At 65.5% G+C, this 22,697-nt stretch carries 25 protein-coding genes, 2 pseudogenes and 1 riboswitch; of the genes and pseudogenes, 20 read left to right on the forward strand and 7 right to left on the reverse strand.

Translation table 11 applies throughout. The features are described from left to right. A pseudogene (locus IV498_RS09510) lies at positions 1-489 on the reverse strand (pyruvate dehydrogenase (acetyl-transferring), homodimeric type); the annotation flags it as partial. 167 nt (positions 490-656) lie between these two features. Between IV498_RS09510 and IV498_RS09515 the strand changes: the two are divergent. Beyond that, positions 657-1,460 carry an SDR family oxidoreductase gene (locus tag IV498_RS09515; RefSeq protein ID WP_269046325.1) on the forward strand — a complete coding sequence of 268 codons (804 nt, stop codon included), beginning with the start codon at positions 657-659 and terminating at the stop codon, positions 1,458-1,460. Between the two features lie 147 nt (positions 1,461-1,607). Here IV498_RS09515 and IV498_RS09520 read toward each other — a convergent pair whose 3' ends face one another. The 5 genes from IV498_RS09520 to IV498_RS09540 form a co-directional block, all read right to left on the reverse strand. Then, the gene (locus tag IV498_RS09520) at positions 1,608-3,098 is read right to left on the reverse strand and encodes a nucleobase:cation symporter-2 family protein (protein WP_269046326.1); all 1,491 of its coding nucleotides are present in this window, start codon (positions 3,096-3,098) and stop codon (positions 1,608-1,610) included. A gap of 80 nt (positions 3,099-3,178) precedes the next feature. Next, positions 3,179-4,081, reverse strand: a complete 903-nt coding sequence (gene pucL / locus IV498_RS09525) for a factor-independent urate hydroxylase (RefSeq protein ID WP_269046327.1) — start codon at positions 4,079-4,081, stop codon at positions 3,179-3,181. Between the two features lie 2 nt (positions 4,082-4,083). Continuing rightward, positions 4,084-4,425 (reverse strand): hydroxyisourate hydrolase, encoded by a 342-nt coding sequence (gene uraH / locus IV498_RS09530; protein WP_269046328.1) that lies wholly within the window; start codon positions 4,423-4,425, stop codon positions 4,084-4,086. Then, positions 4,422-4,919: a 2-oxo-4-hydroxy-4-carboxy-5-ureidoimidazoline decarboxylase gene (gene uraD, locus IV498_RS09535; RefSeq protein ID WP_269046329.1), complete on the reverse strand. Its 498-nt coding sequence runs from the start codon at positions 4,917-4,919 to the stop codon at positions 4,422-4,424. Before uraD ends, uraH begins: the two co-directional genes overlap by 4 nt. A 263-nt stretch (positions 4,920-5,182) precedes the next feature. After that, on the reverse strand, positions 5,183-5,656 hold the full coding sequence (locus tag IV498_RS09540) for a peroxiredoxin (protein WP_269046330.1): 474 nt from the start codon (positions 5,654-5,656) through the stop codon (positions 5,183-5,185). Between the two features lie 157 nt (positions 5,657-5,813). Between IV498_RS09540 and IV498_RS09545 the strand changes: the two genes are divergently transcribed. The 14 genes from IV498_RS09545 (at position 5,814) to hisF (ending at position 17,662) form a co-directional block, all read left to right on the forward strand. Further along, a complete protein-coding gene (locus tag IV498_RS09545) occupies positions 5,814-6,698 on the forward strand; it encodes a cytochrome (RefSeq protein ID WP_269046331.1) in 885 nt (294 codons plus the stop codon). Between the two features lie 315 nt (positions 6,699-7,013). Then, positions 7,014-7,571: a peptide deformylase gene (gene def / locus IV498_RS09550; protein ID WP_269046332.1), complete on the forward strand. Its 558-nt coding sequence runs from the start codon at positions 7,014-7,016 to the stop codon at positions 7,569-7,571. Further along, positions 7,568-8,488 carry a methionyl-tRNA formyltransferase gene (gene fmt, locus IV498_RS09555; protein ID WP_269046333.1) on the forward strand — a complete coding sequence of 307 codons (921 nt, stop codon included), beginning with the start codon at positions 7,568-7,570 and terminating at the stop codon, positions 8,486-8,488. Before def ends, fmt begins: the two co-directional genes overlap by 4 nt. Then, positions 8,485-10,134: an RsmB/NOP family class I SAM-dependent RNA methyltransferase gene (locus IV498_RS09560; protein ID WP_269046334.1), complete on the forward strand. Its 1,650-nt coding sequence runs from the start codon at positions 8,485-8,487 to the stop codon at positions 10,132-10,134. The genes fmt and IV498_RS09560 overlap by 4 nt, the downstream gene beginning before the upstream one ends. Positions 10,135-10,136: 2 nt before the next feature. Then, complete coding sequence (rpe, locus tag IV498_RS09565) at positions 10,137-10,814, forward strand: ribulose-phosphate 3-epimerase (RefSeq protein ID WP_269046335.1); 678 nt, start codon at positions 10,137-10,139, stop codon at positions 10,812-10,814. 95 nt (positions 10,815-10,909) lie between these two features. Continuing rightward, a riboswitch (FMN riboswitch) is annotated at positions 10,910-11,056 on the forward strand. Between the two features lie 100 nt (positions 11,057-11,156). After that, positions 11,157-11,858 carry a nicotinamide riboside transporter PnuC gene (pnuC, locus tag IV498_RS09570; protein ID WP_269046336.1) on the forward strand — a complete coding sequence of 234 codons (702 nt, stop codon included), beginning with the start codon at positions 11,157-11,159 and terminating at the stop codon, positions 11,856-11,858. A gap of 44 nt (positions 11,859-11,902) precedes the next feature. Continuing rightward, on the forward strand, positions 11,903-12,952 hold the full coding sequence (ribD, locus tag IV498_RS09575) for a bifunctional diaminohydroxyphosphoribosylaminopyrimidine deaminase/5-amino-6-(5-phosphoribosylamino)uracil reductase RibD (RefSeq protein ID WP_269046372.1): 1,050 nt from the start codon (positions 11,903-11,905) through the stop codon (positions 12,950-12,952). A gap of 1 nt (position 12,953) precedes the next feature. Continuing rightward, positions 12,954-13,592 carry a riboflavin synthase gene (locus tag IV498_RS09580; protein ID WP_269046337.1) on the forward strand — a complete coding sequence of 213 codons (639 nt, stop codon included), beginning with the start codon at positions 12,954-12,956 and terminating at the stop codon, positions 13,590-13,592. Between the two features lie 155 nt (positions 13,593-13,747). Beyond that, on the forward strand, positions 13,748-14,395 hold the full coding sequence (ribB, locus tag IV498_RS09585; RefSeq protein ID WP_269046373.1) for a 3,4-dihydroxy-2-butanone-4-phosphate synthase: 648 nt from the start codon (positions 13,748-13,750) through the stop codon (positions 14,393-14,395). Continuing rightward, a complete protein-coding gene (locus IV498_RS09590) occupies positions 14,395-15,093 on the forward strand; it encodes a GTP cyclohydrolase II (RefSeq protein WP_269046338.1) in 699 nt (232 codons plus the stop codon). Before ribB ends, IV498_RS09590 begins: the two co-directional genes overlap by 1 nt. Continuing rightward, entirely contained in the window at positions 15,090-15,563 is a 474-nt protein-coding gene (ribH, locus tag IV498_RS09595; protein ID WP_269046339.1) for a 6,7-dimethyl-8-ribityllumazine synthase, read from the forward strand. Before IV498_RS09590 ends, ribH begins: the two co-directional genes overlap by 4 nt. A gap of 87 nt (positions 15,564-15,650) precedes the next feature. Continuing rightward, on the forward strand, positions 15,651-15,914 hold the full coding sequence (locus IV498_RS09600; protein WP_269046340.1) for a phosphoribosyl-ATP diphosphatase: 264 nt from the start codon (positions 15,651-15,653) through the stop codon (positions 15,912-15,914). A 110-nt stretch (positions 15,915-16,024) separates the two neighbouring features. Then, positions 16,025-16,870, forward strand: coding sequence for an ATP phosphoribosyltransferase (hisG, locus tag IV498_RS09605; RefSeq protein WP_269046341.1), 846 nt, complete (start codon positions 16,025-16,027; stop codon positions 16,868-16,870). Positions 16,871-16,882: 12 nt separating this feature from the next. Next, positions 16,883-17,662, forward strand: coding sequence for an imidazole glycerol phosphate synthase subunit HisF (gene hisF / locus IV498_RS09610; RefSeq protein ID WP_269046342.1), 780 nt, complete (start codon positions 16,883-16,885; stop codon positions 17,660-17,662). A 92-nt stretch (positions 17,663-17,754) separates the two neighbouring features. On the opposite strand, the gene IV498_RS09615 is transcribed toward hisF, so the two are convergent. Next, positions 17,755-18,399, reverse strand: a complete 645-nt coding sequence (locus IV498_RS09615) for a TIGR03085 family metal-binding protein (RefSeq protein ID WP_269046374.1) — start codon at positions 18,397-18,399, stop codon at positions 17,755-17,757. Positions 18,400-18,522: 123 nt separating this feature from the next. On the opposite strand from IV498_RS09615, the gene hisI reads away from it, so the two are divergent. The 5 genes and pseudogenes from hisI to trpC form a co-directional block, all read left to right on the forward strand. After that, positions 18,523-18,942, forward strand: a complete 420-nt coding sequence (gene hisI / locus IV498_RS09620; protein WP_269046375.1) for a phosphoribosyl-AMP cyclohydrolase — start codon at positions 18,523-18,525, stop codon at positions 18,940-18,942. 142 nt (positions 18,943-19,084) lie between these two features. Beyond that, positions 19,085-20,650, forward strand: coding sequence for an anthranilate synthase component I (locus tag IV498_RS09625; RefSeq protein ID WP_269046343.1), 1,566 nt, complete (start codon positions 19,085-19,087; stop codon positions 20,648-20,650). After that, positions 20,647-21,516, forward strand: coding sequence for a Trp biosynthesis-associated membrane protein (locus IV498_RS09630; protein ID WP_269046344.1), 870 nt, complete (start codon positions 20,647-20,649; stop codon positions 21,514-21,516). The genes IV498_RS09625 and IV498_RS09630 overlap by 4 nt, the downstream gene beginning before the upstream one ends. A gap of 79 nt (positions 21,517-21,595) precedes the next feature. Then, positions 21,596-21,880 (forward strand): HGxxPAAW family protein, encoded by a 285-nt coding sequence (locus tag IV498_RS09635; RefSeq protein ID WP_269046345.1) that lies wholly within the window; start codon positions 21,596-21,598, stop codon positions 21,878-21,880. Positions 21,881-21,882: 2 nt separating this feature from the next. Then, a pseudogene (trpC, locus tag IV498_RS18875) lies at positions 21,883-22,674 on the forward strand (indole-3-glycerol phosphate synthase TrpC); the annotation flags it as partial. Positions 22,675-22,697: the final 23 nt, after the last annotated feature.

Genomic DNA, 22,697 nt, shown 5'->3' on the forward strand with positions numbered 1-22,697 from the left:
CATTCCGGGGGAGGCGTGGCCCTGGAAGAAGATCTGGTCCCCGCCGCCGGGGTGGTCCTTGCCGCGGAAGAAGTGGTTGAAGCCGACCTCGTACAGCGTCGCCGCGCCGGCGTAGGTGGAGATGTGCCCGCCCACGCCGATGTCCGGGTGCTGGCTGCGGTGGACCATGATGGCTGCATTCCAGCGCAGCCAACGCCGGTAGCGGCGCTCGATGTCTTCATCGCCGGGAAATTCCGGTTCCTGGTCGGCCGGGATCGTGTTCACATAGTCGGTGGTGGTCACCATCGGTACACCGACGCTCTGCGCGCCGGCGCGCTGCAGCAGCGACCGCAGAATGAATTGAGCCCGTTCGGTACCCTGGTCCCGGATCAGCGAATCCAGGGACTCCACCCATTCGGCGGTTTCTTCCGAATCCATGTCCGGCCGCTGATCGATCAATCCACTCAGGATGTGGGGGCTCTGGTCTCTTTGGAACACGTCCAACCTCATTTCTTGTGGTGCTGCCGGAGGATGGTGCGCGGGCAGCGACCCGTGGGCGAAGATGTCGGGGTAAGTCTTTATTGATTCCATAATGCGAAACTTATTTTCCATATAGTAGATCATAATTGGTTCAGATGCGATGCATGTGACCAACGGAGAACGAAGGAGGAACAGCAATGCCGGCAGAACACACAGGATCGCCGACGGCGGCCAAGCGACGGGCGGAGCATCCGGTTGAGGGGAAGGTGGCCGTCGTCACCGGCGCCGGATCCGGGATCGGCCGTGCCGTTGCCCAAGCTTTCCTGAACGACGGCTACCGGGTGGCTTTGGCAGGGCGGACCACCCGGACGCTGGAGGAGACAGCGGGTGGCCATCCGCAGGCGCTGGTCGTGGCTGCGGACGTTACCAAGCCCGACGACGTGGGCCGGCTCTTCGGCGCCGCCGTGCAGCGCTGGGGGAGGATCGACGTCGTCTTTAACAATGCGGGCATCTTCGGCCCCGCCGCAGCGGTGGACGAGATCAGCGTTGGTCACTGGAATAACGTCGTCGCCGTCAACCTGACCGGCACGATGCTGTGTGCGGCGGCCGCAGTGCGGCAGATGAAGACGCAGTCCCCGCAGGGCGGCCGGATCATCAACAACGGATCCATTTCGGCGCACTCGCCCCGGCCGCTGTCCGTGGCTTACACGACCACCAAGCACGCGGTGACTGGACTGACTAAGTCGATCGACCTGGATGGCCGTGACTTCGGCATCAGTTGCGGCCAGATTGACATTGGCAACGCTGCCACCGGGCTGATGTCCGAAATCGGGGTGGGCAGCGGAGCGTTGCAGGCCGACGGCAGCCGCCGCGCGGAGCCGACGTTCCCGGTGGAGGAAGCAGCCAAGGCCGTCCTGCTGATGGCCCAAATGCCGCCGTCGGCCAGTGTCGGAACGCTTGTGCTGACCGCGGCGGGCATGCCGTTCATTGGGCGGGGCTGACTCCGAGGCCGGCACCGGGCTGACCGCTAGCCGAACCTGAGCCGATGGCAGGTATGGGCAGGGCCTTCGCCGTTGGGACGGAGGCCCTGCCTATACCGAGTGGCCCGGCTCTCGTGGACCTACCGTTGGAGCTTGATCAGCCTGCTCTCAATGCCCCGCGTCACTGCCAACCACGCGAATCTCCTTGCCGTCCACATCGAGCAGCTTGCCGTCCTCGCAGCGGTCGCCGTGTTCCAGGCAGTCCAGCACCTCGGCCTTGACCTGACGGTCGGTACCGGCCGCGAACACCGAGGGGTTCTGCGGGTTGCCGGCCTTGAAATGGTTGAACAGCAGATTCAGGAGAATCGCCATCACCGCTGCCGAGCTGATGCCGGAGTGGAAGATGGTGCCGAACCAGGCCGGGAACTTGTCGTAGAAGGTTGGTGCAGCGATGGGGATCACACCGAAACCGATGGAGGTCGCCACGATGATCAGGTTCATGTTGTTCTTGTAATTGACCGTGGACAAGGTGCGGATACCGCTGGCGGCCACCGTACCGAACAACACAATGCCAGCACCGCCAAGGACCGGCGTCGGTACCGCTGCCACAACCCGCCCCAGGACCGGCAGCAGGCCCAGCAGCACCAGAATGACGCCGCCGGCGGAGACGACGAAGCGGCTCTTAATTCCGGTTACGGCCACCAGTCCCACGTTCTGGGCAAAGGCACTCTGGGTAAAGGATCCAAAGACAGGGGCGACCGCGCTGGAGATCATGTCCGCGCGCAGGCCATTTCCGAGCCGGCGGGAATCCACCTTGGTGCCGATGATTTCCGAAACGGCCAGAATGTCCGCGGAAGTTTCCACCAGGGTCACCAGGATTACAATAACCATTGAGATAATGCCGGCAAGCTGGAAGGTCGGCATGCCGAAGTGGAAAGGCGAGGGGAAAGCGGCGATCGGCCCGATGCCGACCTTGGAGAAATCCGCGATGCCGAAAATCGCAGCAACTATGGTGCCGATGACCATTGCCAGCAGAATGGACAGCCGGGAGATGGTGCCGCTGCCAACTTTGCTCAGCAGCAGCACGATGGCCAGGGTCAGTCCGGCAAGGCCGATGTTTGAGACGCTGCCGTAATTGGGAGCTTTCGCATTTCCGCCCATCGCCCAGCCGGCAGCCACTGGCATCAGCGTCAAGCCGATGGTGGTGATGACCGTTCCGGTAACCACCGGCGGGAAGAACTTGATGATGCGGGAAAAGATGGGTGTAATCAGCAGGCCGATCAGGGACGCGACGATGACTGAGCCAAAAACACCCTGGATGCCGCCGCCGCCATTGACGATCGCCAGCATGGTGGCCACTCCGGCGAAGGAAACGCCCTGGACCAGGGGCAGTTGCGAGCCGAAGAAGGGCACCCCCACCGTCTGCAGCACTGTGGCGACGCCGCCCATGAAGAGGCAGGCGGTAATCAGCAGGCCGACATCGGAAGAGGAGAGCCCGGCAGCCTGGCCGATGATCAGGGGTACGGCAACGATACCGCCGTACATGGTGAGAACGTGTTGGAAGCCGTAGGCGAAGCTTGCGCCAATGGACAGGCGCGCATCTTCCGGTCGTGATGCTGCGGCTATGGTGCCGGCAGCAGCGCTGGTTCGTTTGGACATTGGTATCCTTCTTGAGTGCCGAGGAATGGGTGGGCGGGGGTTGCAGCCCCCGCCCGCCCGTGGTTTTTATTTGCTGGTTTCTAGCAGAAGCCGGCCATGCCTTCCCAAGCCCGTCCGGCGTCGGACGCATCTTCGCGCACCACGGCCGCTTCGATCAGACCGTACGGACGGTCTGCGGCGAAGAAGACCTCGTTGGGGTTGTCCAGCCCGAAGGGCGAGAGATCAACGAGGAAGTGGTGCTTGTTGGGCATCGAGAATTTGATTTCGTCGATTTCCGAATGAGCCTCGAGGACCTTCTTCCCCATATCGAACAAGGTCTGCTGCAGGGCGTGGGAGTAGTTCTCAGTGAAGCCCTCCAGCAAAAGCCCCGCGACGTCGTCGTACGCCTTGTTGAAGTCAACATCCGCGGTGTTGTAGCGCCAGCGGGCCGCGACGTCCGTAGCCAGGATCCGGTCCGTAACCTCGGGCAGGGTGGTGTACTGGTCCTTGGGATAGCCCACAAAGCCGGACGCCGTGGACTTGAGCACCGTCAGCTCCCGCAGCCCGCCGAAAATGTGCGTCTGGGCGCCGTCCTTGATCACCACGGCGGTGCGGACCTCGCGGCCATTGCGGACAAAGGAGTGCTCATGCGGGGCGCCGTGCGCCTGGATCCGGTCCCAGCTGTAGGACTCGGCCTCCCAGCGGCCACCATCCACCCAGTCGAAGCTGGAGGTGAAATGCGCGCCGAGGCGGAGCAGGAATCCCTCCGGCGAGCCCACGCCCTCCCGGGCCAGAGCATAGACCGTGTTCTTCTGGGTGTCCGTGGGCACCACGTGGCCGTTGTCGCCGGTCAGGTGCGCGGCGGCGAAATCTCCGCGCAGCTGGGAGGTGACGTTGAGGTCCTCGATCTCATGACGGTCCGTGTCGCGGGTGATCTTGACCAGCCGGACCTCGGCCTTGCCGTACTGGTTGGCGCCGAGGATGATTTTGCTGTTGTCGGTCATGATTAGCTTCCTCTGTAGGTGGAAAAGGCGAATGGACTGATCAGCAGGGGCACGTGGTAGTGCTCGCCGACCTCCGTGACTGAAAACGTCAGCGAAACCTCCGGGAAGAAGGTGTCCGTTGCGATGCCGGCGAAGTAGGCCCCGGTAGCGAAGGTCAGCCGGTACGTGCCGGCTGTCAGCTGTTCGGGGCCAAGGTCTTTCACCCGCCCGTCGGCATCGGTGCTGCCCGAAGCAATCTGGGTCCAGGTCCCGCCGTCGCGGGCATGCAGCTCGACGGCGACACCTGCGGCAGGTTTCCCGGCCGCGGTATCCAGAATGTGGGTGGTTACATGGGAGATGGTCATGGCGTTACGGCTCCTTTAAGTCGCAGGATGGCTATCTCGCGAAGCTGCTGGGCAACTATTGGTTTTTCCTCCGCTTCCGAATGCGCCAGGCGTTCGTTTAGGGCGTCGAGGATGTCCCGGGAGCTGCGTCCGGCCGCCCGGATCAGGAAGACCCGGCCGAATTTCTCCTCGTAGGCGTGGTTGCCGTCGGCCAGGGCAGTGGCGACTGTCTCGTCGGAAGGGTCGACGGCGGCCTGTTCCGTCCGCGACAGGCTCGCCTCGGTGCTTGGGCCGGCGGCCCGTTCTCCGATTCGGGGATGGTGGGCCAGGGCGGCTTCGATCTCCGGGTCGGTGAAGGGGCTGGCCGCCAGCCGGGCGCGGTCCGTCAGGTCCTGCACGGTTTCATAGGGGCGGGCGTCGGCGATCTCGTTGATCCACCGTTGAACATCAATACAGGGTCGGAGGACCGTTACAATTGCAGTCCGGGCCGCGCTGTTGAATTCCTCAAGCATCATCGCTTGTCTGTTCCTCGTTCAATGCTGGCATCCACGGTGTGAGGCTATGCGGATTTGTGGAGACCACATTCCGCATCGTGGAACTGTTATTTCAGCATATGTAATAGTGAAGCCGATCACATGCGGCCTGTCAACCCTTGGAACTGTCCTTTTTTCTGCACCGGCGGAAATCGGGAGCGACTCCGTGGAATGACGGGGAAGTTCCGGATTTCCGTGCCATCCGCGGAGTCACTATCCAAAGGCGAGTCACTGCCGGAAATCGGTCAGACCAGCTGGGCGAGCCGGCGGCGCAGTTCCGCGACATGCCCCTCGGCCGCCACTTCGTAGTCCGCGAGGCTTACGCAGCCGTCGGCGCCGAGGATGACTGTCGAACGCAGCACGCCGTGTCCGGATTGGCCGTTGATCACCTTTTCACCCCAGGCTCCCCATTGGCGGGCGACTTTGTGATCGGGATCTGCCAGCAGTGGGTAGGTCAGCGCAAAGTTGGCGGCAAAAGAGGCCAGTCGGTCAGGGCTGTCTGGCGAGATGCCGACGACGTCGTAGCCGGCTGACTGCAGGCTGGCCAGGTTGTCCCGGAAGTCGCACGCTTCGGTGGTGCAGCCCGGCGTCGCAGCCTTCGGATAGAAGTAGACGACGACGCCACGGCCGTCGAAATCCGCGAGCGCAACCTCGTTGCCCGTCGAGTCGGGCAGGCGGAATGCCGGCGGCTGTTGTCCTTTGGTGAGGCGCAGGGTCATGATTTCTCCTGAATCGTCAGAGTGCGGTTGAGCATGAGTTCCATAATACGAAATAGTTTTCTTACATAACGAGAGAGCGTAGAGTGCGGTTCGTCCTTGGTCAACAGCATTTTCGGCCAGGGCGTAAAACGTCGGTGGCGGATGGAATAGTGGAAGCATGACCCAACCAGCTCTGGCACATGCCACGGAATTCGGCCGGATGTATGCCCGATCGCTCCGGGACGCGCCCAGCATGCCATCCATAACCACCGTCATCTCACAGCAGTCCACCTCGTTGGACGGCTGGATTGGATACATGGCGGCAACGTCGCTGTCTGAACATCCAAAGCTGGCCGAGGCGGTAGCGAACCCCGCACAGCTGCGCACCATCGTCCGCGATTCCAGCAACGCCGCGGAAAAATACCGCAATGCTGCCGCTTCCCGCGGTGACAGGGTGCACTTCTATTGCGAGCAGGTGTCGCTGCGGGCCATGGGCCGGGCGCATCGCATGCCGGAGGCCCGGGCCGCGCTGGCAGAGAACGGCGAGGAAACTTTTGCGGCGCGTTTTGACCAGTGGTGGGAACTGTACCGGGTGGAGCCCGTTGCCCCGGAGATCACCGTGTGGAACCACAGCCTTGGCTATGCCGGAACGCTTGATCTGGTGGCGCGCATTGGCGGCCGCCTGTGCCTGATCGATTTCAAAACCAAGGGTACGGATCGAAACGGCAGCGTCAAGCCGATGGATGACAAGGTGGTGATGCAGCTGGTCGCAGGAATGAAAGCGGAGGAGTCTCTGCTGGACGCGGACGCCGGGACCTGGGAGCCATGGCAATACGGGGAGGATCCGATCCTGCTGGGGGTTGGAATCGGTGAAACAGAAGTTCGGGCAATGCGGGCCAATCCGGACGTGCTCAAGTATCACTGGTTCAAGTTTTGCGCCCTCCGCCGGCTGTGGCAGACGGCGGCAGATACCCGCAGTGCCGGAACGGCCCTGCTGCCAATCGCTCCGCCGGCAGCCAGTCTCACGGCCGCTGCCGCGGTAGTCCCGGTTCAGGCGCTCTGAACTGCTCCGTTATTCCAATGAGTTCCGTTAAATAGATAGGCTCCGTTACGTTGAACTGCTCCGTTCCTCCAGACGTCCAGCCTGAGGAGTCCGGGCGCGGAAGTGACGCGTGGAGGCGAGCAAGGCCGTGGAGGTGAGCAGGGCGTGGATCATGCGGCCTTCCAATTAGACTGTCAGGGGCCGCAACGGTTCCCACACCGGACAACGGCGGGATGCCGGCATTCCCTAAGCCCATCCCTGAGCGCAACTCAACATCAGTGCCACCATCACTGACAACGTCAGAGTAAACGTCAACGTCAACGTAAGGACCTTCGCATGGCCATCCTGAGTATCCGCATCATCGGTGATCCGGTGCTGCGGACCTGCGCCGACCCGGTGACGGACTTTGGACCCGAACTGATCAAGCTGGTCCAGGACATGATGGACACCATGGAAGATGTGAACGGTGCCGGTCTGGCAGCGCCGCAGGTTGGCATCGGCAAGCGGGTTTTCACCTACCGCATCGGCAGTCAAAGCGGCCACATCATCAATCCCGTGCTGGAGAACAGTGAAGATCTGCAGCCGGAGGGCGCCGAAGGCTGCCTGTCGGTGCCGGGCCTCGGTTTCCGGGTGCCCCGACACCGATGGACCCGTGCCAGCGGAGTTGACGTGCACGGACAACCGGTCGTGGTTGAGGGGGAGGATCTGCTGGCCCGCTGCCTGCAGCATGAAACAGATCACTTGGACGGGTCCCTGTATGTGGATCGTTTGGCCGGTGATGACCGGCGTACGGCGCTGCGTGCCATCCGGAACGCGCAGTACGGCTCCGTATCCGCCAAAACGATCGCGGAGCGTGCGCGGACCGTCGGCTCCAGCTTCGGATCCGGCGCGTGAGGGTACTGTTTGCCGGCACCCCCGGCGTGGCCATTCCTTCGCTGGACGCACTCGTGTCCGCCGGCTTTGACGTTGTGGCCGTACTGACACGCCCGGACGCGCCTGTCGGCCGGAAGCGAATCCTGACGCCGTCGCCCGTGGCTGCGCATGCCCAAGAGCTGGCCATACCTGTCATTCACGCAGCCCGGATCGATGCCGCAGCCGCACAGCAAATAGCCGCATGCCGGCCGGATGTGGCCGCGATTGTGGCCTACGGCGCGCTTATTCCGGCGGCTGCCCTCTCGATTCCGGCGCAAGGCTGGATTAACCTGCATTTTTCGCTGTTGCCCTCGTGGCGCGGTGCGGCACCCGTTCAGCACGCCGTGATCAACGGGGACGCAGTGAGCGGCGCCTCAACGTTCCGGCTTGAAACCGGCCTGGACACGGGGCCGGTCTTCGACACGGTCACCGAGCCCGTCCAGCCGCAGGACACCAGCACGGACCTGCTCGGCCGGCTGGCACACCGCGGTGCGGCGCTGTTGACCCAAACCCTTCGGGAGATGGAGGCGGGTCGGGCGCAGGCACGAGTTCAGCAGGGGACAGTGACACTAGCGCCGAAGCTTACCATCGAAGACGCCCGGATTGACTGGGCGCAGCCGGCAAACCGTGTTGGCGCCAGGATCCGGGGGGTGACTGTCGAGCCCGGTGCGTGGACCACGCTGGCGGGCCAGCGACTGAAGCTCGGGCCGGTGCTGCTGCGGTCGGAGACAATGGAGATGGCACCCGGCGCACTGCGTGTCGAGGCCGGCGCGGTACTGGTGGGAACCCTTTCCCATGCCGTGGAGCTGGTGCAGGTCCAGCCTGCGGGCAAGAAAATGATGCAAGCCAAGGACTGGGCCCGGGGCCTGGCAGATACAGAAGGCATGGTGTTGGTGTGAGCAGCGAGGACTCGGGCGGCTCCGGTGGGCGTTCCGGCGGCCACAATTCCGGGAGCGGCAATGCCGGTGGCGGTCGCTATTCGGGTGGCGGCAATGCCGGGAGCGGCCGCAATTCCGGCGGCGGCGATGCCGGTCAACGACGCAATGCCCAAGGCAGGGAACGCAACCGCGGCGGCGCTGGTGGTCCTCGGGGGTTCAGCGGTGCGGCTCCCTCGGAGCGGACCCGACGGGCAGACCCGGCCAGGCTGGTGGCCTTTGAGGTGCTGCGGGCTGTCTCCGGTGAGGACGCATACGCCAACCTTGTGCTCCCGTCCCGGATCCGGCACCACAAGCTGGATTCCCGGGACGCAGGTTTCGCCACCGAATTGAGCTACGGCGCACTGCGCGGGCAGGGGACCTACGACGCGATTCTGGCCCGCTGTGTGGACCGTCCGCTCAACCAGCTCGATCCGGCCATCCTGGACGCGCTGCGGATAGGTGTGCATCAACTTCTCGCCATGCGCGTTCCTGCCCACGCTGCCTTGGACCAGACCGTGGGCTTGGCTCGGGCAGTGATCGGAGCCGGACCGTCATCCCTGATCAACGCAGTGCTGCGCCGGGTAACCGCGCGCGATCTGGCCGGATGGATCACGGAATTGACCGGCTCGGAAACTGACGCGACGAAAATCGCCGCCTTGGAGTACTCGCACCCGGAATGGATTGTCCGCGCCCTGCGCCAGTCGCTGGTGGCGCACGGCAGGGACGCGGCCGAAATCACGGCACTGCTGGAGGCGGATAACGCAGCCCCGGTGGTGAACGTCGTGGCCCTGCCGGGAATCGGCGATCTGGCTGAGGTGCTTGAGGCGGGATTTACTGCCGGGGAGCTGGCTCCCGATTCGGCGTTATCCTCCGGCGGGGACTTGGGACGGCTTCCGGGGGTCCGGGCGGGGAGCACCCGCGTACAGGACGTTGGGTCCCAACTGGTGGCCAGGGCGCTGGCCGCGGCCGAGCTTCGGACCAACAGCGCCGCAGCAGGTCAGGGCGACACTGCAGCAGGGCAGGGCGGCGGCCGCTGGCTCGATCTATGCGCCGGGCCGGGAGGCAAAGCCGCCCTGCTGGCCGCGCTCGCAGCGCAGAGCGGTGCCTTTCTGCTTGCCAACGAACCAGCCGAGCACCGGGCAAAACTCGTGCGCCAGGCACTTTCTGCCGTTCCCGGAGACGTCTGGCAGGTCCGTACCGGTGATGGCCGCGATCTGGGCGGGCAGCAGCCGAACAGCTTTGACCGGGTGCTGGTGGACGCCCCGTGCACCGGTCTTGGTGCCCTGCGCCGGCGGCCGGAAGCTCGTTGGCGCCGGCAGCCCTCCGACGTCCCGGCGCTCGGGGCCCTTCAGCGGGAACTGTTGCGATCGGCGTTGGACGCTGTGAAGCCGGGCGGTGTGGTGGCCTATGCCACCTGTTCCCCGCATCCCGCCGAGACCATCGCCGTCGTCGATGATGTGATGCGCAAGCGCGGCGATCTGGAACTGATGGATGCCGGTGCGGTGCTGGATTCCGTCAGCCTGCACGGCGATCTGGGCTCCGGACACGGACAAACTGCCCAGCTGTGGCCGCATGTGCACCAGACGGACGCCATGTTCCTGGCGCTGATCCGCAAGAAAGGTAACTGAGTATGAAATCGACCCCTGTGTGCTGTATCCATCCGAGCATTCTTTCCGCGGATTTCGCCAATCTGCAGTCGGAGCTGGACCGCATCGGCGCGGCCGATGCCGTTCACGTGGATGTGATGGACAACCACTTTGTGCCGAACCTGACGCTGGGGCTGCCCGTGGTGGAGCGGATCCAACAGGTCAGCGCACTGCCGCTGGACGTGCACCTGATGATTTCCAATGTGGACCGCTGGGCGCCGAGCTACGCGGCGGTCGGGGCAGCTTCCGTGACCTTCCATGCCGAGGCCTCGGACGCGCCAATCAAACTTGCCCGTGAACTGCGCCAGCAGGGATCCCGGGCCGGTCTGGCGCTGCGGCCCGCGACTGCGGTCGAGCCATACCTCGACATGCTGCCCGAACTGGATATGCTGCTGATCATGACGGTGGAGCCCGGGTTCGGCGGCCAAACATTTCTGGATGTGACGCTGCCCAAAATCCGTCGGGCCCGAAAGGCGATCGATGCGGCCGGCACGCCTGTTGTCATTCAGGTCGACGGCGGCATCACCACGGAGACCATCGGCCGGGCCGCCGAGGCCGGCGCCAGCATTTTCGTGGCCGGCTCCGCCGTTTACGGTGCACCGGACGCGTCCCGGGCCATCGGGGAGCTGCGGGCGGCGGGCCAGCGGGGACTGGCCAAATAGCCGCCGGTCGTGGCGGACCGGAATAGCCGCACCGACTTTCGGGTTGGCAATGGCATAATGGAGATGCAGTTGAAGTATGTAGTTTTGCAGTAGATTCACGTGCTCCGGGGTCGGTGTAAGTCCGAACCGGCGGTTATAGTCCGCGACCCGTGCGCAACCGGCTGGCAACGGCTGGAAGCAAGCGGTTGAACCGGTGGAATTCCGGTACCGACAGTTAAAGTCTGGATGGGAGAAGCACGTACGGTTTTGGCCTGCCACCGGCCGTCCGCATCCGCGGCGGTTCATGGAGCGGGTCTGCTGTCGTTACCCCCGGAGCCATCGCGCTAGGGAAAGGTAGTAACGATGGGCTTCCTGCGGTGGCTCTTTGAGGCCAAACTGGAATTCGCCGGCGGCGGGTTCCTGCTCTGGCGCGAAGTGCTGGGAAACATTTTCGGGCTGGCCAGTGCCCTAGGCGGCATGCGCCGCAAAATCTGGGCCTGGCCCATTGGCATCGTCGGCAATGCCCTGCTTTTCACGGTCTTCCTTGGCTCCGTTTTCGGTTCCCCGCTCTACGCCAACCTGCTGGGACAGGCCGGACGCCAGCTGATGTTCATCGCGGTGTCCATCTATGGCTGGTATCGCTGGAGGCAAAGCAAAAGGAGCCCGCAGTCCGGTTCACCGGTCCAGCCGCATTGGGCCTCGAACAAGGTGCGGGTGGCGCTGGTGCTGGCCATGATCGGCGGAACCGGCGTACTGACCCCGATCTTCAGCGCCCTGGGCTCCTACCCACCGGTCTGGGCGGACGCGTGGATCTTCATGGGATCACTGCTGGCCACCTATGGCATGGCCAAGGGGTGGGTTGAATTCTGGCTCATTTGGGTGGCCGTCGACGTCGTCGGCGTTCCACTGCTGTTCAGCGCGGGATACTTCGCGTCGGCCATCATGTACATCTTCTACGGCGGTTTCACGCTCACAGGCTTCTTTATCTGGTGGCGGATCCGCAACCGCAACGCGGCGGCGGTGGCCGTGGAAACAGCGTTTCCGGACCCCTCGGTGTCCCGGTGACCGGGCCTTTGGCCGGCAGTTTTGCCGACGCTGAGACCGCAGGAATGGCTGCTGCCCTGACGGCGGCGCTGCTGGGGGTTCGGGGTGCCAACCCCCTGGTGGGTGCGGTGATCATCGATGCCGCCGGTCGGCCATTGGGCACCGGCTACCACCGTGGTGCCGGCACGGCGCACGCCGAGGCGGCTGCGATTGCGAATCTTCCCGCGCTGCCGTCGGGGTCTTTGGCCGATGCCACCATTGTGGTGACGCTGGAGCCGTGCAATCACACCGGACGGACCGGACCCTGTTCGCAGGCCATCATCGACGCCGGAATAGGCCGCGTCATTTACGCCCTGGACGACCCGCACCGCCCGGCTTCTGGCGGAGCGGACCGGCTCCGCGGGGCCGGAGTTGAGGTGCGCTGCGGGCTGCTAGCCGACCGCGCCGCCGAGCTCAACCGGCGGTGGTTTTCATCCACCGCCGCGGATCGGCCCTTCATCAGCCTTCACATCGCGCAGACGCTGGATGGCCGGATTGCGGCCGCCGACGGCAGCAGCCAGTGGATCACCTCCGCGCCATCCCTGGCGGACAGTCACCGGCTGCGCGGCAGGGTCGATGCCATCCTGGCCGGCACCGGCACAGTCCTGCTGGATGACCCGCGACTGACCGCCCGCACACCTGAGGGCGAATTGTGCAAGCATCAGCCGCTGCGGGTGGTCATGGGCCTGCGGGACATCCCCGACTCCGCTGCGGTGCGCAGCCCTCTGCCAGGGAACCCTGACTTCCTGCACTTGCGCACGCGTGATCCGCACCGGGTGGTGGCTGAGTTGTTCAGCCGCGGCGTTCAGCATCTGATGATTGAGGGCGGCGCGCAGATCAGCAGCGCCTTCCTGGCTGCCGGATTGGTCGATGAGCTCAATGTGTATCTCGCCCCCACCTTATTGGGCGCTGGTTTGCCGGCGCTGGCCGACATCGGCATCGGTACGCTCGCTGACGCACAACACTGGTGCTGGGACGACGCCGGCGGCGGCGCCGTCGTCGCCCTTGGCCCGGACCTGAAACTTCATCTGGCACCGGCGCCCGCCGCAGCCACTGGAAATCCTGGAGGAATCTAACATGTTTACCGGAATTATTGCCGAACAGGGCCGTGTGCTCTCGCTGCACCGGCAGGAGCCGGCTGGCAGCAGCGCCATTCTGGTGCTGCAGGCCGGCTCGACTCTCGCCGGACTGGAGCCCGGAGGCTCCATTGCGGTCAACGGAGTTTGCCTGACCGCAACGGAGCTCGACGGCGTAACGATCGCCGTCGATGTGATGGGGGAGACGCTGGCGCGCACCACGATCGGCCTGCTCGACACGGGGGATCCGGTAAATCTGGAACGCTGCGTCCCGGCCGGCGGCCGGCTGGACGGCCACGTCGTGCAGGGCCATGTCGATGGAGTCGGCACGCTGCTGGAGCGGGAGAACCACGGTCCCTGGGAACGCCTTCTCTTTGCCGTCCCGGCCCCGCTGGCCCGCTACATCGCCGAAAAAGGGTCCATTGCGGTGGATGGTGTATCGCTGACGGTTTCGGCGGTCAGCGAGGCCGCTGCCGGCGAGCCGTGGTTCGAGGTGGGCCTGATCCCCACCACGCTCGCCGAAACGGGACTGGGAACGAAAACCGCAGGTGCGAAGGTCAACCTTGAGGTCGATGTGCTGGCCAAATACACCGAGCGCCTGCTGGCCTTCGCCTCGGCTGTTTCCGGCGGTGCGGCGTGAACGGCGACGGCGTCGCCGGCACGTACCGCGCTCCCGCGGACCGGAGCCCGGCGGGCCTGGCTCCCGCGGACAGCACAACGGCGGACCGAATACTAGCGGACCGAACTCCGGCGGACCACGCCCCTGCGGACAGCACTGCGGCGACTCCCGCGGCGCTGGATACGGTGGTGCTGGACACCGTGCAGGCAGCCGTCGCCGCCATCGCGGCCGGAGAGCCCGTGCTGGTGGTCGATGACCGGGACCGTGAAAACGAGGGCGACATCATTTTCGCGGCCCAGCACAGCACGCCGTCCCTGATGGGGTGGACCATCCGTTACAGTTCCGGGGTTATCTGCGTGCCGCTGGATAAGGAACGGGCGGATGCGCTCGCACTGCCCCCCATGACAGCCGTCAATCAAGACGCCAAGGGCACTGGGTACACCGTCTCCTGCGATGCAGGCGTTGGAGTCAGTACCGGAATCAGCGCCACCGACCGTGCGCTGACGGCCCGCGTGCTGGCCGATCCTGCCTCGCATCCGGAGCAGCTGACCAGGCCGGGACATATTTTTCCACTCCGCGCGGTGGACGGCGGAGTGCGCGAGCGGGCCGGCCACACCGAGGCCGCCGTCGAACTGTGTCGTTTGGCGGGCTGCGAGAGCGTCGGAGTGATCGCGGAGGTGATCCACGACGACGGCGAACTCATGCGGCTTGCCGACCTGCGCGTTTTTGCCGACCGGCACGGTTGCCCGCTTATTTCCATCGAGGACCTGGTGGCATATCTGGTCGCTGCGGACGACGGCGGCGCGCGGCCGGAGGTGCGCTGATGCCGGCTTCCTCTCCGCTCACGGTCCGCGGCGGTCCGATTGTCGCGCTGCCTACAGCATTCGGTGAGTTTCAGGCGCAGGCCTGGATCGACGAAAGCACCGGCATCGAGCATCTGTCCGTCAGCGCAGCCATCCCCGCGCCGCCCCACAAGGGCCAGGCACCCCTCGTTCGGCTGCACTCGGAGTGCCTGACCGGGGACGTTTTCGGTTCCTACCGCTGCGACTGCGGCGAGCAGCTGGCCTACGCCCTGGGCCTGATCCGGGAGCAGGGCGGCACCCTGCTCTACCTGCGCGGTCACGAGGGTCGGGGCATTGGCTTGGCCAATAAGCTGCGCGCCTATGCCCTGCAGGAGGCGGGTGCGGACACCGTGGATGCCAATGAGCAGCTCGGGCTGCCGGTCGACGGCCGGGACTATGTGGCGGCGGCGGCCATCCTGGCCGCAATGGGCCTGCACAGCATCCGGCTGATGACCAACAACCCGGTCAAGGAGGACCAGCTCGCGGCGCTGGGCATCCACGTGCAGGAAACGGTCCGCACCGAAGTTCCGTCCCGGGAGCAGAACGTTCGCTACCTGCAGACAAAGCGGGACCGGATGAACCACAACCTCAGCCTCCTGGATCTGCCCGGATCGGCTCCGGCCACGCCGCGGGATTTCCTGCAAACCCCTGTTTCCGACACGAAAGGCAGTAACTCATGAGTTCTTCCGGCGCACCCCAGCTTGCCCCCGTAGATTTGGACCCCAGAGCGGCAACGCTGCGGCTGGCCATCGCTGCAGCCAGCTGGCATACCGAAATCATGGACGGACTGCTGGCCGGCGCCCTTCGCGCGGCGGCTGAGGCGGGCATCGCCGCTCCGACCGTGCTGCGGGTCCCCGGCAGCTTTGAACTGCCCGTCGCGGCGGCCAGACTGGCCGCGGACCATGACGCCGTCGTCGCCCTCGGTGTGGTGATCCGAGGTGGTACACCGCACTTCGACTATGTCTGCCAGGCCGCGGCCATGGGCCTGACCGAGGTCAGCGTGCGCACCGGTGTGCCGGTAGGATTCGGCGTGCTGACCTGCGACAACGAGCAGCAGGGTCTGGACCGGGCGGGACTGCCGGGTTCGGTGGAGGACAAAGGGTACGAGGCGACGACGGCGGCCCTGGCCACCGCGCTGCTGTTCGCCTGATCCCGGTGTTCGGGACGTGCCGGTGATTTTGTTCATAGTCAGGGCCGCAATAAAGCTCCGTGGGGCAAAACAAGTACCCTTGAAGCTGTGAAGAACTTCGAGGGCCTGTTTGCCGAACTGAGCGGGAAGGCCGAGCAACGGCCAGCCGGTTCCCTGACGGTTGCCGAACTTGATGCCGGTGTGCACGGGATCGGCAAAAAGGTGGTCGAGGAGGCCGCCGAGGTCTGGATGGCCGCCGAGTACGAATCCGACGAGGCCACCGCCGGGGAAATCTCCCAGCTGGTCTACCACCTCCAGGTGCTGATGATCGCCAAGGGGCTGACCCTGGAGGATGTGTACAAGCATCTTTAGCCACCCGGCGCTGTTGCCGGTGCAGCGTTGCGGACCTTTGCAGCGGTGCACCAGGACAGTGTGCGGTGTGGCCGAGCCGTCCCCATTCTTGACGACCCGAAGGACCTCCCATGCTTAGAGTTGCCGTCCCCAACAAGGGATCCCTGTCCGAAGCGGCCTCCGCCATGCTCGCCGAGGCCGGCTACCGCCAGCGCCGCGACCCTCGCGAGCTCGTGATGGTGGATCCGGACAATGACATCGAGTTTTTCTTCCTGCGCCCCCGCGATATTGCCGTTTACGTCGGCACCGGCACGCTGGACGTCGGTATTACCGGGCGCGACCTGCTCCTGGATGCCCGGGTGGACGCCGAAGAGCTGTTGCCGCTGGGCTTCGCCGCCTCGACTTTCCGCTTCGCCGGGCCAGTGGGGGAGTTCGCTTCGGTGCAGGATCTGGAAGGAAAACGGCTGGCCACCAGCTACGACGGACTGCTGCGGGATTACCTTTCCGGCCTTGGCGTGGACGCCACGGTGGTCCGGCTGGATGGGGCGGTGGAATCCTCCGTTCGGCTCGGAGTTGCCGATGCCATCGCCGATGTGGTGGAAACCGGCAACACCCTTCGCGCTGCCGGCATGGAAATTTTCGGCGATCCCATTCTGGCCTCGGAATCCGTGCTGATCGGCCGCCGGGGTACCGCCGCTCCCACCGGACTGGACGTGCTGATCCGCCGGCTGCAGGGCGTGCTGGTGGCACGGCAGTATGTCCTGATGGACTATGACATCCGCAAGGATCTGGTGGAACAAGCCGCGGCCCTGACCCCCGGCCTGGAATCGCCGACGGTGTCCCCGCTGCGCGATTCGGATTGGGTCGCGGTCCGGTCGATGGTGCCCAAACGGGACACCAACCGGATCATGGACGAACTTTATGAGCTGGGAGCCCGCGCCATCCTGGTCAGCAGCATCCACGCCTGCCGGATCTAAGGAGCACCGCAGATGAGCCTTGCAATCCGTGTCATACCCTGCCTGGATGTGGACGCCGGCCGGGTGGTTAAGGGCGTCAATTTCCGCGATCTGCTCGATGCCGGAGATCCGGTGCAGCTGGCGCACCGCTACGATCGTGCCGGCGCGGACGAGCTGACCTTCCTGGACGTCACCGCCTCCTCCGGCGACCGGGAAACAACCTATGAGGTGGTTGCCCGCACCGCCGGTGAGGTGTTCATTCCGCTCACCGTGGGCGGCGGCGTCCGCGGTGTGGGCGAGGTGGACAAACTGCTGCGCTGCGGCGCGGACAAGGCCTCCATCAACACCGCCGCCGTTGCACGCCCGGACGTGATCGACGAAATTACCCGGCATTTTGGCTCGCAGGTGCTGGTTCTGTCGGTGGACGCGCGCCGGACGCCGGCCGATGGATCATCGCGCACCGCCTCCGGCTTCGAGGTCACCACCCACGGCGGCCGCCAGGGTACCGGCATCGACGCCGTCGAGTGGGCCCGTGAAGCGGCCGACCGTGGCGTCGGGGAGATCCTGCTGAACTCGATCGACGCGGACGGCACTAAAGCCGGCTTTGATCTGGAATTGATCCGCGCCGTCCGCGCAGTGGTGAGGGTGCCGATCATTGCTTCCGGCGGTGCCGGGGAACCGGGCCACTTCCCCCCGGCGGTCGCCGCGGGCGCGGATGCGGTACTGGCCGCGTCGATGTTCCACTTCGGTCCGGACAACGTGCTGGCCGAGGTCAAAACGGCGCTGCGGGAGGCCGGGTACGAGGTTCGTTGACCGGGACTCGACCGGCCGGCAGCCGAGACGGCGGTTGGAACCCGACTTCTGCGGTCTTCAGCTTCGACGGCAGGGCCGATGTCCGACGGCGGTTAGAACCCGACCTCGGCGGTCTGCAGCAGGGCAACGGCGTCCGGCTGGCCCTCGAACGTGACCAGCGCCTGCCCGGCGCGTCCGTGCGCGTGCATCAGCAGCTCGCCGGGCTGACCGACGATGGCCACCGATACCGGTGCCCGCTTGGCGACATGCCGCGGCCCCGAGGGCTGGACCAGCACAATGCCCAAGTCCACTCCGCGGTAGAAAATTGCGGCGCGTTTAACCAGCTCGTCCCAGAGCGCACTGGAATATTCCTGGTCCAACGCCCGCGGTGCCCAGCGGTCCGTCGCCCGGCGGACATCCTCGGTGTGGACGAAATATTCGACCAGGTTGGAGCTTTCGTCCACGGCCTTGATCTTCATCGGTGAGAGCGGCGGCGGTCCCGCGCGAAATTGCTCCACCAGCCTGGCGTAGGCATCCGCGCTGCCCGACTTCGCAGCCAGCTTCAGGGTGGCCTTTTCCGAGGCCCTGTTGAACGGCTTGAGCAGCAGGCCCAGACCCACGCCGGCGTTGCGTTCGCGCAGGACGAGATGCGAGGCGAGCTCCTGCGTGCGCCACCCGGGGCAGAGCGTAGGAGCGTCCGGGCCGGCGGCGAGCAGCGTCTCGGCCAACACTTCACGGGAAGGATCTACAAAATGCATCACTTGTGAAATTAGCATGCAATGGGACAAAAAGGGCACTTAGCATCGCCGCAAATCTGCTTAACGCCGCAGTAAAGCGGCCCGTGCGGCGTTCCGATGAGCGGTGGCATTAGAATTGGAATGATGCCTGAACTGCCCAGTACCGAGCCCACCGCCGGCGGCGCCACCGTCCCCGGCAACGAATCCGTCCTCGATGACGCCGTCGCCGCGAGGCTGAAGCGCGACCCGGCCGGGCTGGTTGCCGCCGTCATCCAGCAGTTTGACACCTCCGAGGTGCTGATGCTTGGTTGGATGGATGACGAAGCCCTGCGCCGCACGCTGAGCAGCGGAAGGGTCACGTTTTTCTCCCGGTCGAGGCAGATGTACTGGCGCAAGGGAGACACCTCGGGCCACGTCCAGTACGTGAAGTCGGTGGCCCTGGACTGCGACGGCGACGCTTTGCTGGTCCAGGTTGACCAGGTCGGTCCTGCCTGCCATACCGGAACCCGGACCTGCTTCGAGGGCAGGGATCTGGCAACGGCGCAGCACCCGGACGCATCCTGACCGCGGACGGTCCGCCGGGTAATAACCCACGCCGGCCGGCTGCACCCGGTATCCGGGGCGCATCGTCACTCGTTTTCTTTTCAACCGTCCACCTGAACCGTCCACTTGCGGGCGGCCTTCTCACGGAAAGTCGACCATCCCCATGCAGGACCTCGGCGTGATCAGCCCAACCCTTGAGGAATTCCGCGAACTGGCGGCAACCCGCCGGGTGATTCCGGTCCGGCTGAAAGTCCTGGCCGACGCGGAAACACCCATCGGCCTCTACCGGAAGCTGGCACAGGGCCAGCCCGGCACCTTTCTGATGGAATCCGCCGCCATGGGCGGGGTTTGGTCCCGCTATTCCTTCATTGGCGTGCGCTCGCTTGCGACGTTGACCACGCACGACGGCGCCGCATGCTGGCTTGGGAGCCCGCCGGTTGGCCTTCCCGACGGCGGCAGCCCGGTGGAGGCCCTGCGGGCCACCATCGAGGCGCTGCGGACCGAGCGTTTCGAGGATTTGCCGCCGTTCACCTCGGGGCTGGTGGGATTCGTCGGCTGGGAATCGGTGCGGCACTGGGAAAAGCTGGTGTCCCCGCCCGAGGACGATTTGGGGCTGCCCGAGCTGGCACTGAATCTGGTGGCGGATATGGCCGTCCATGACAACGCCGAGGGGACCGTACTGCTGATCGCCAATGCCATAAACGTCGACAACACCCCGGATCGGGTGGACGAAGCCTGGCAGGACGCGGTCGCGCGGGTTACGACCATGCTGGAACAGATCAGCACGCCCGTTGCGCAGCCGGTCTCGGTGCTGGCGGCGGACACGGCGGATTTCTCCGCCGCCGTCGTCCAACGCTGGAACGAACCCGACTACCTTGCCGCCATCGACCGCGGCAAGGAAGCCATCGTGGACGGGGAAGTGTTCCAGGTGGTCATCTCCCGGCGGTTCGAGATGGAGTGCGGAGCCTCGCCGCTGGATGTCTATCGGGTGCTGCGCACCACCAACCCCAGCCCCTACATGTACATTTTCAGTTTCGAGGATGCCGCCGGCCGCGGCTATTCAATTGTGGGGTCCTCACCCGAATCCTTGGTGACAGTCACGGGGAACGAGGTCATCACGCACCCCATCGCCGGGTCCCGGCCTCGGGGGCGGACCGTGGAGGCGGACAAGGAGCTGGCGGAGGAGCTGCTGGCGGATGCCAAGGAGGGCGCCGAGCACCTGATGCTGGTGGATCTGGCCCGCAACGATATTTCCAAGGTCTGCCTGCCCGGCACGGTGGATGTCACCCAGTTCATGGAGGTGGAGCGGTTCAGCCACATCATGCACCTGGTGTCCACGGTGGTAGGTACGCTGTCCCCGCGGCACACCGCCTACGACGTGCTGGCGGCCACCTTCCCCGCCGGAACCCTCTCCGGTGCGCCCAAGCCGCGGGCACTGCGCCTGCTGGATCAGCTGGAACCCCAGCGACGCGGCATCTATGGCGGTGTGGTGGGATACCTGGATTTCGCCGGCGACATGGACATGGCCATCGCCATCCGGTCCGCGCTGCTGCGCGAAGGTAAAGCGTATGTTCAGGCCGGCGGCGGAATTGTGGCCGATTCGGACCCCGCCACCGAGGCGCAGGAAACGGTCAATAAAGCCGCTGCCCCGCTGCGGGCCGTGCACGCGGCCTCGTCGCTGCGCAATCTGGCCCCCGGCGCACCAGTTTCAGGAGTTGAAGCCCGATGAGCCATTCATCCAGCACAAACGCAGTACCCAATCCCGGGCAGCACGGCGACCCCGTTCAGCCCAATCAATCCGATCAACTCGGGCAGCGCGGCGATCGCGGGCAGCACGATCAACCCGGGCAGCATTACGGTGAGCAGGTTCAGCCCGGCCCGGTATCGTCACCGCGCCCAGTCGTGCCGCGGTGGAAGCGCAAATCCACCGTGATTATGCTGGCGGTGCTGAGCTCATTGGCGGCCTTCGGGACGACGACGCAAACCTGGGTCCACGTCAGGCTGGCCCAGGGGGCGGTCCAGCAGGCCGACCTGGATGTGGTGGGCAGCAAAGCCGCGACCGCCGTGACCGCATTGGCGCTGGTCGCACTCGCCGGTGCTTTGGCTGCCTCAATTGCAGGCCGATTTTCCCGGCTGGTGGCGGCATTGATCATCTTGCTCAGTGCGGTGGGAATCATCGCCTCCGCCGTGGCTGTACTCGGCGATCCGCAGGCCTCAGCCACCGGGCCGGTGGGCGCGGCGACAGGTGTCATCGGCGTGCCGGCACAGACCGCCACGACGGTGTTTCCGGTGCTGGCCATCGTGGCCGCCGCAGTGCTGGCCCTGGCCGCGGTGCTGATCGCCTGGGCGGGCCGCGGCTGGGGGCAGCGGACCAAATACGATCCGGCCAGCCCGACGCTGCGCGCCGCGAAGGGTGCCGCCACCGGCACAACGGCAGGCTCCACCGGCGGTTCCGGGGCGGACCGCAGCGGCGGTGCAACGGGTGCCCACGCGTCCGTTGCCACCGAGCGGCAAGCCGGGGGGACCGCAGTCGAGCCCTTGGACGATATCGACAGCTGGGACCAGCTCAGCCGGGGGAACGACCCGACCTCTTAGGGACAGCCCAGCCCTGCCAGCTAAGCCCCGCCAAGTAATGGCAGAATGTAAGCAGTATCGATCGTGAGGGAGATTTACCATGAGCAACAAGCCGGCTACCAGAAGCCAGCCCATCGGCACCACCGAGGACGCTGCCCACCCCGGGGAACTGGGTCACGGCAACAGCCCGGCGGCGTGGACCTGCGTGGCCATCATGCTGGTGGGTTCGCTGATCAGCTGCATTGCTTTCGCCTTCGGTCCCAGCGCCACCATCCCGTTCATCCTCGGTCTGGTCATCATGGTCATCGGTCTCGGCGTGGGCTGGGCGATGCGCCGGGCCGGCTACGGCGTTGGCGGAGACAAGCTGAAGAACGACGGCCACTAAGCGTGAGCGTTCTCGACGACATTCTTGCCGGCGTCCGGGAGGACCTTGAACTTCGCAAGCTGGCCGTGCCACTGGCCCAGCTGCAGGAACGGGCCGCCGGTCAGGAGCCGGCGCGCGATGCGTGGGCTGCGTTGGGGGGCAACGACTCCCCGCGGGCCACGCTGGCGGTAATTGCCGAGATCAAGCGCCGCAGCCCGTCCAAGGGCGAGCTGGCCCAGATCGCCGATCCGGCCGCGCTGGCTCAGGAATATGCCGACGGCGGCGCCGCGGTGGTCAGCGTGCTGACCGAGCAGCGCCGTTTCGGCGGTTCGCTGGCCGACCTCGACGCGGTGCGCGCCGCCGTCGACGTCCCGGTGCTGCGCAAGGACTTCACCGTGGATGCCTACCAGATCTGGGAAGCGAGGGCGCACGGCGCCGATCTGGTCCTTCTCATAGCCGCGGCACTCAGTGACGACCAGCTCACCGAATTCCTGGAGCTGACGCACCGGCTGGGCATGAACGCGCTGCTGGAGACCCATACCAAGGACGAGGTCCATCGGGCCGTTGCGGCCGGAGCCCGGATCATCGGGGTGAACGTGCGCAATCTCAAGACGCTGGACGTGGACCGCACGGTCTTTGCTCCCCTCGCCAGCCTGATCTCCTCCGGCGCCCTGGTGGTGGCCGAATCCGGCGTCCGGGATGCCGACGACGTCAGCTCCTATGCCGCCAGCGGCGCCAACGCGATCCTGGTGGGTGAGGCGCTGGTCAGCGACGCTACCCCACGCGAGCGGATTGCACAGTTCACCGCCGCCGGCGCCGCAGCCCGAAAGAATGCCGA

The organism is Paenarthrobacter sp. Z7-10 (assembly GCF_026932795.1).
Lineage (GTDB): Bacteria > Actinomycetota > Actinomycetes > Actinomycetales > Micrococcaceae > Arthrobacter_M.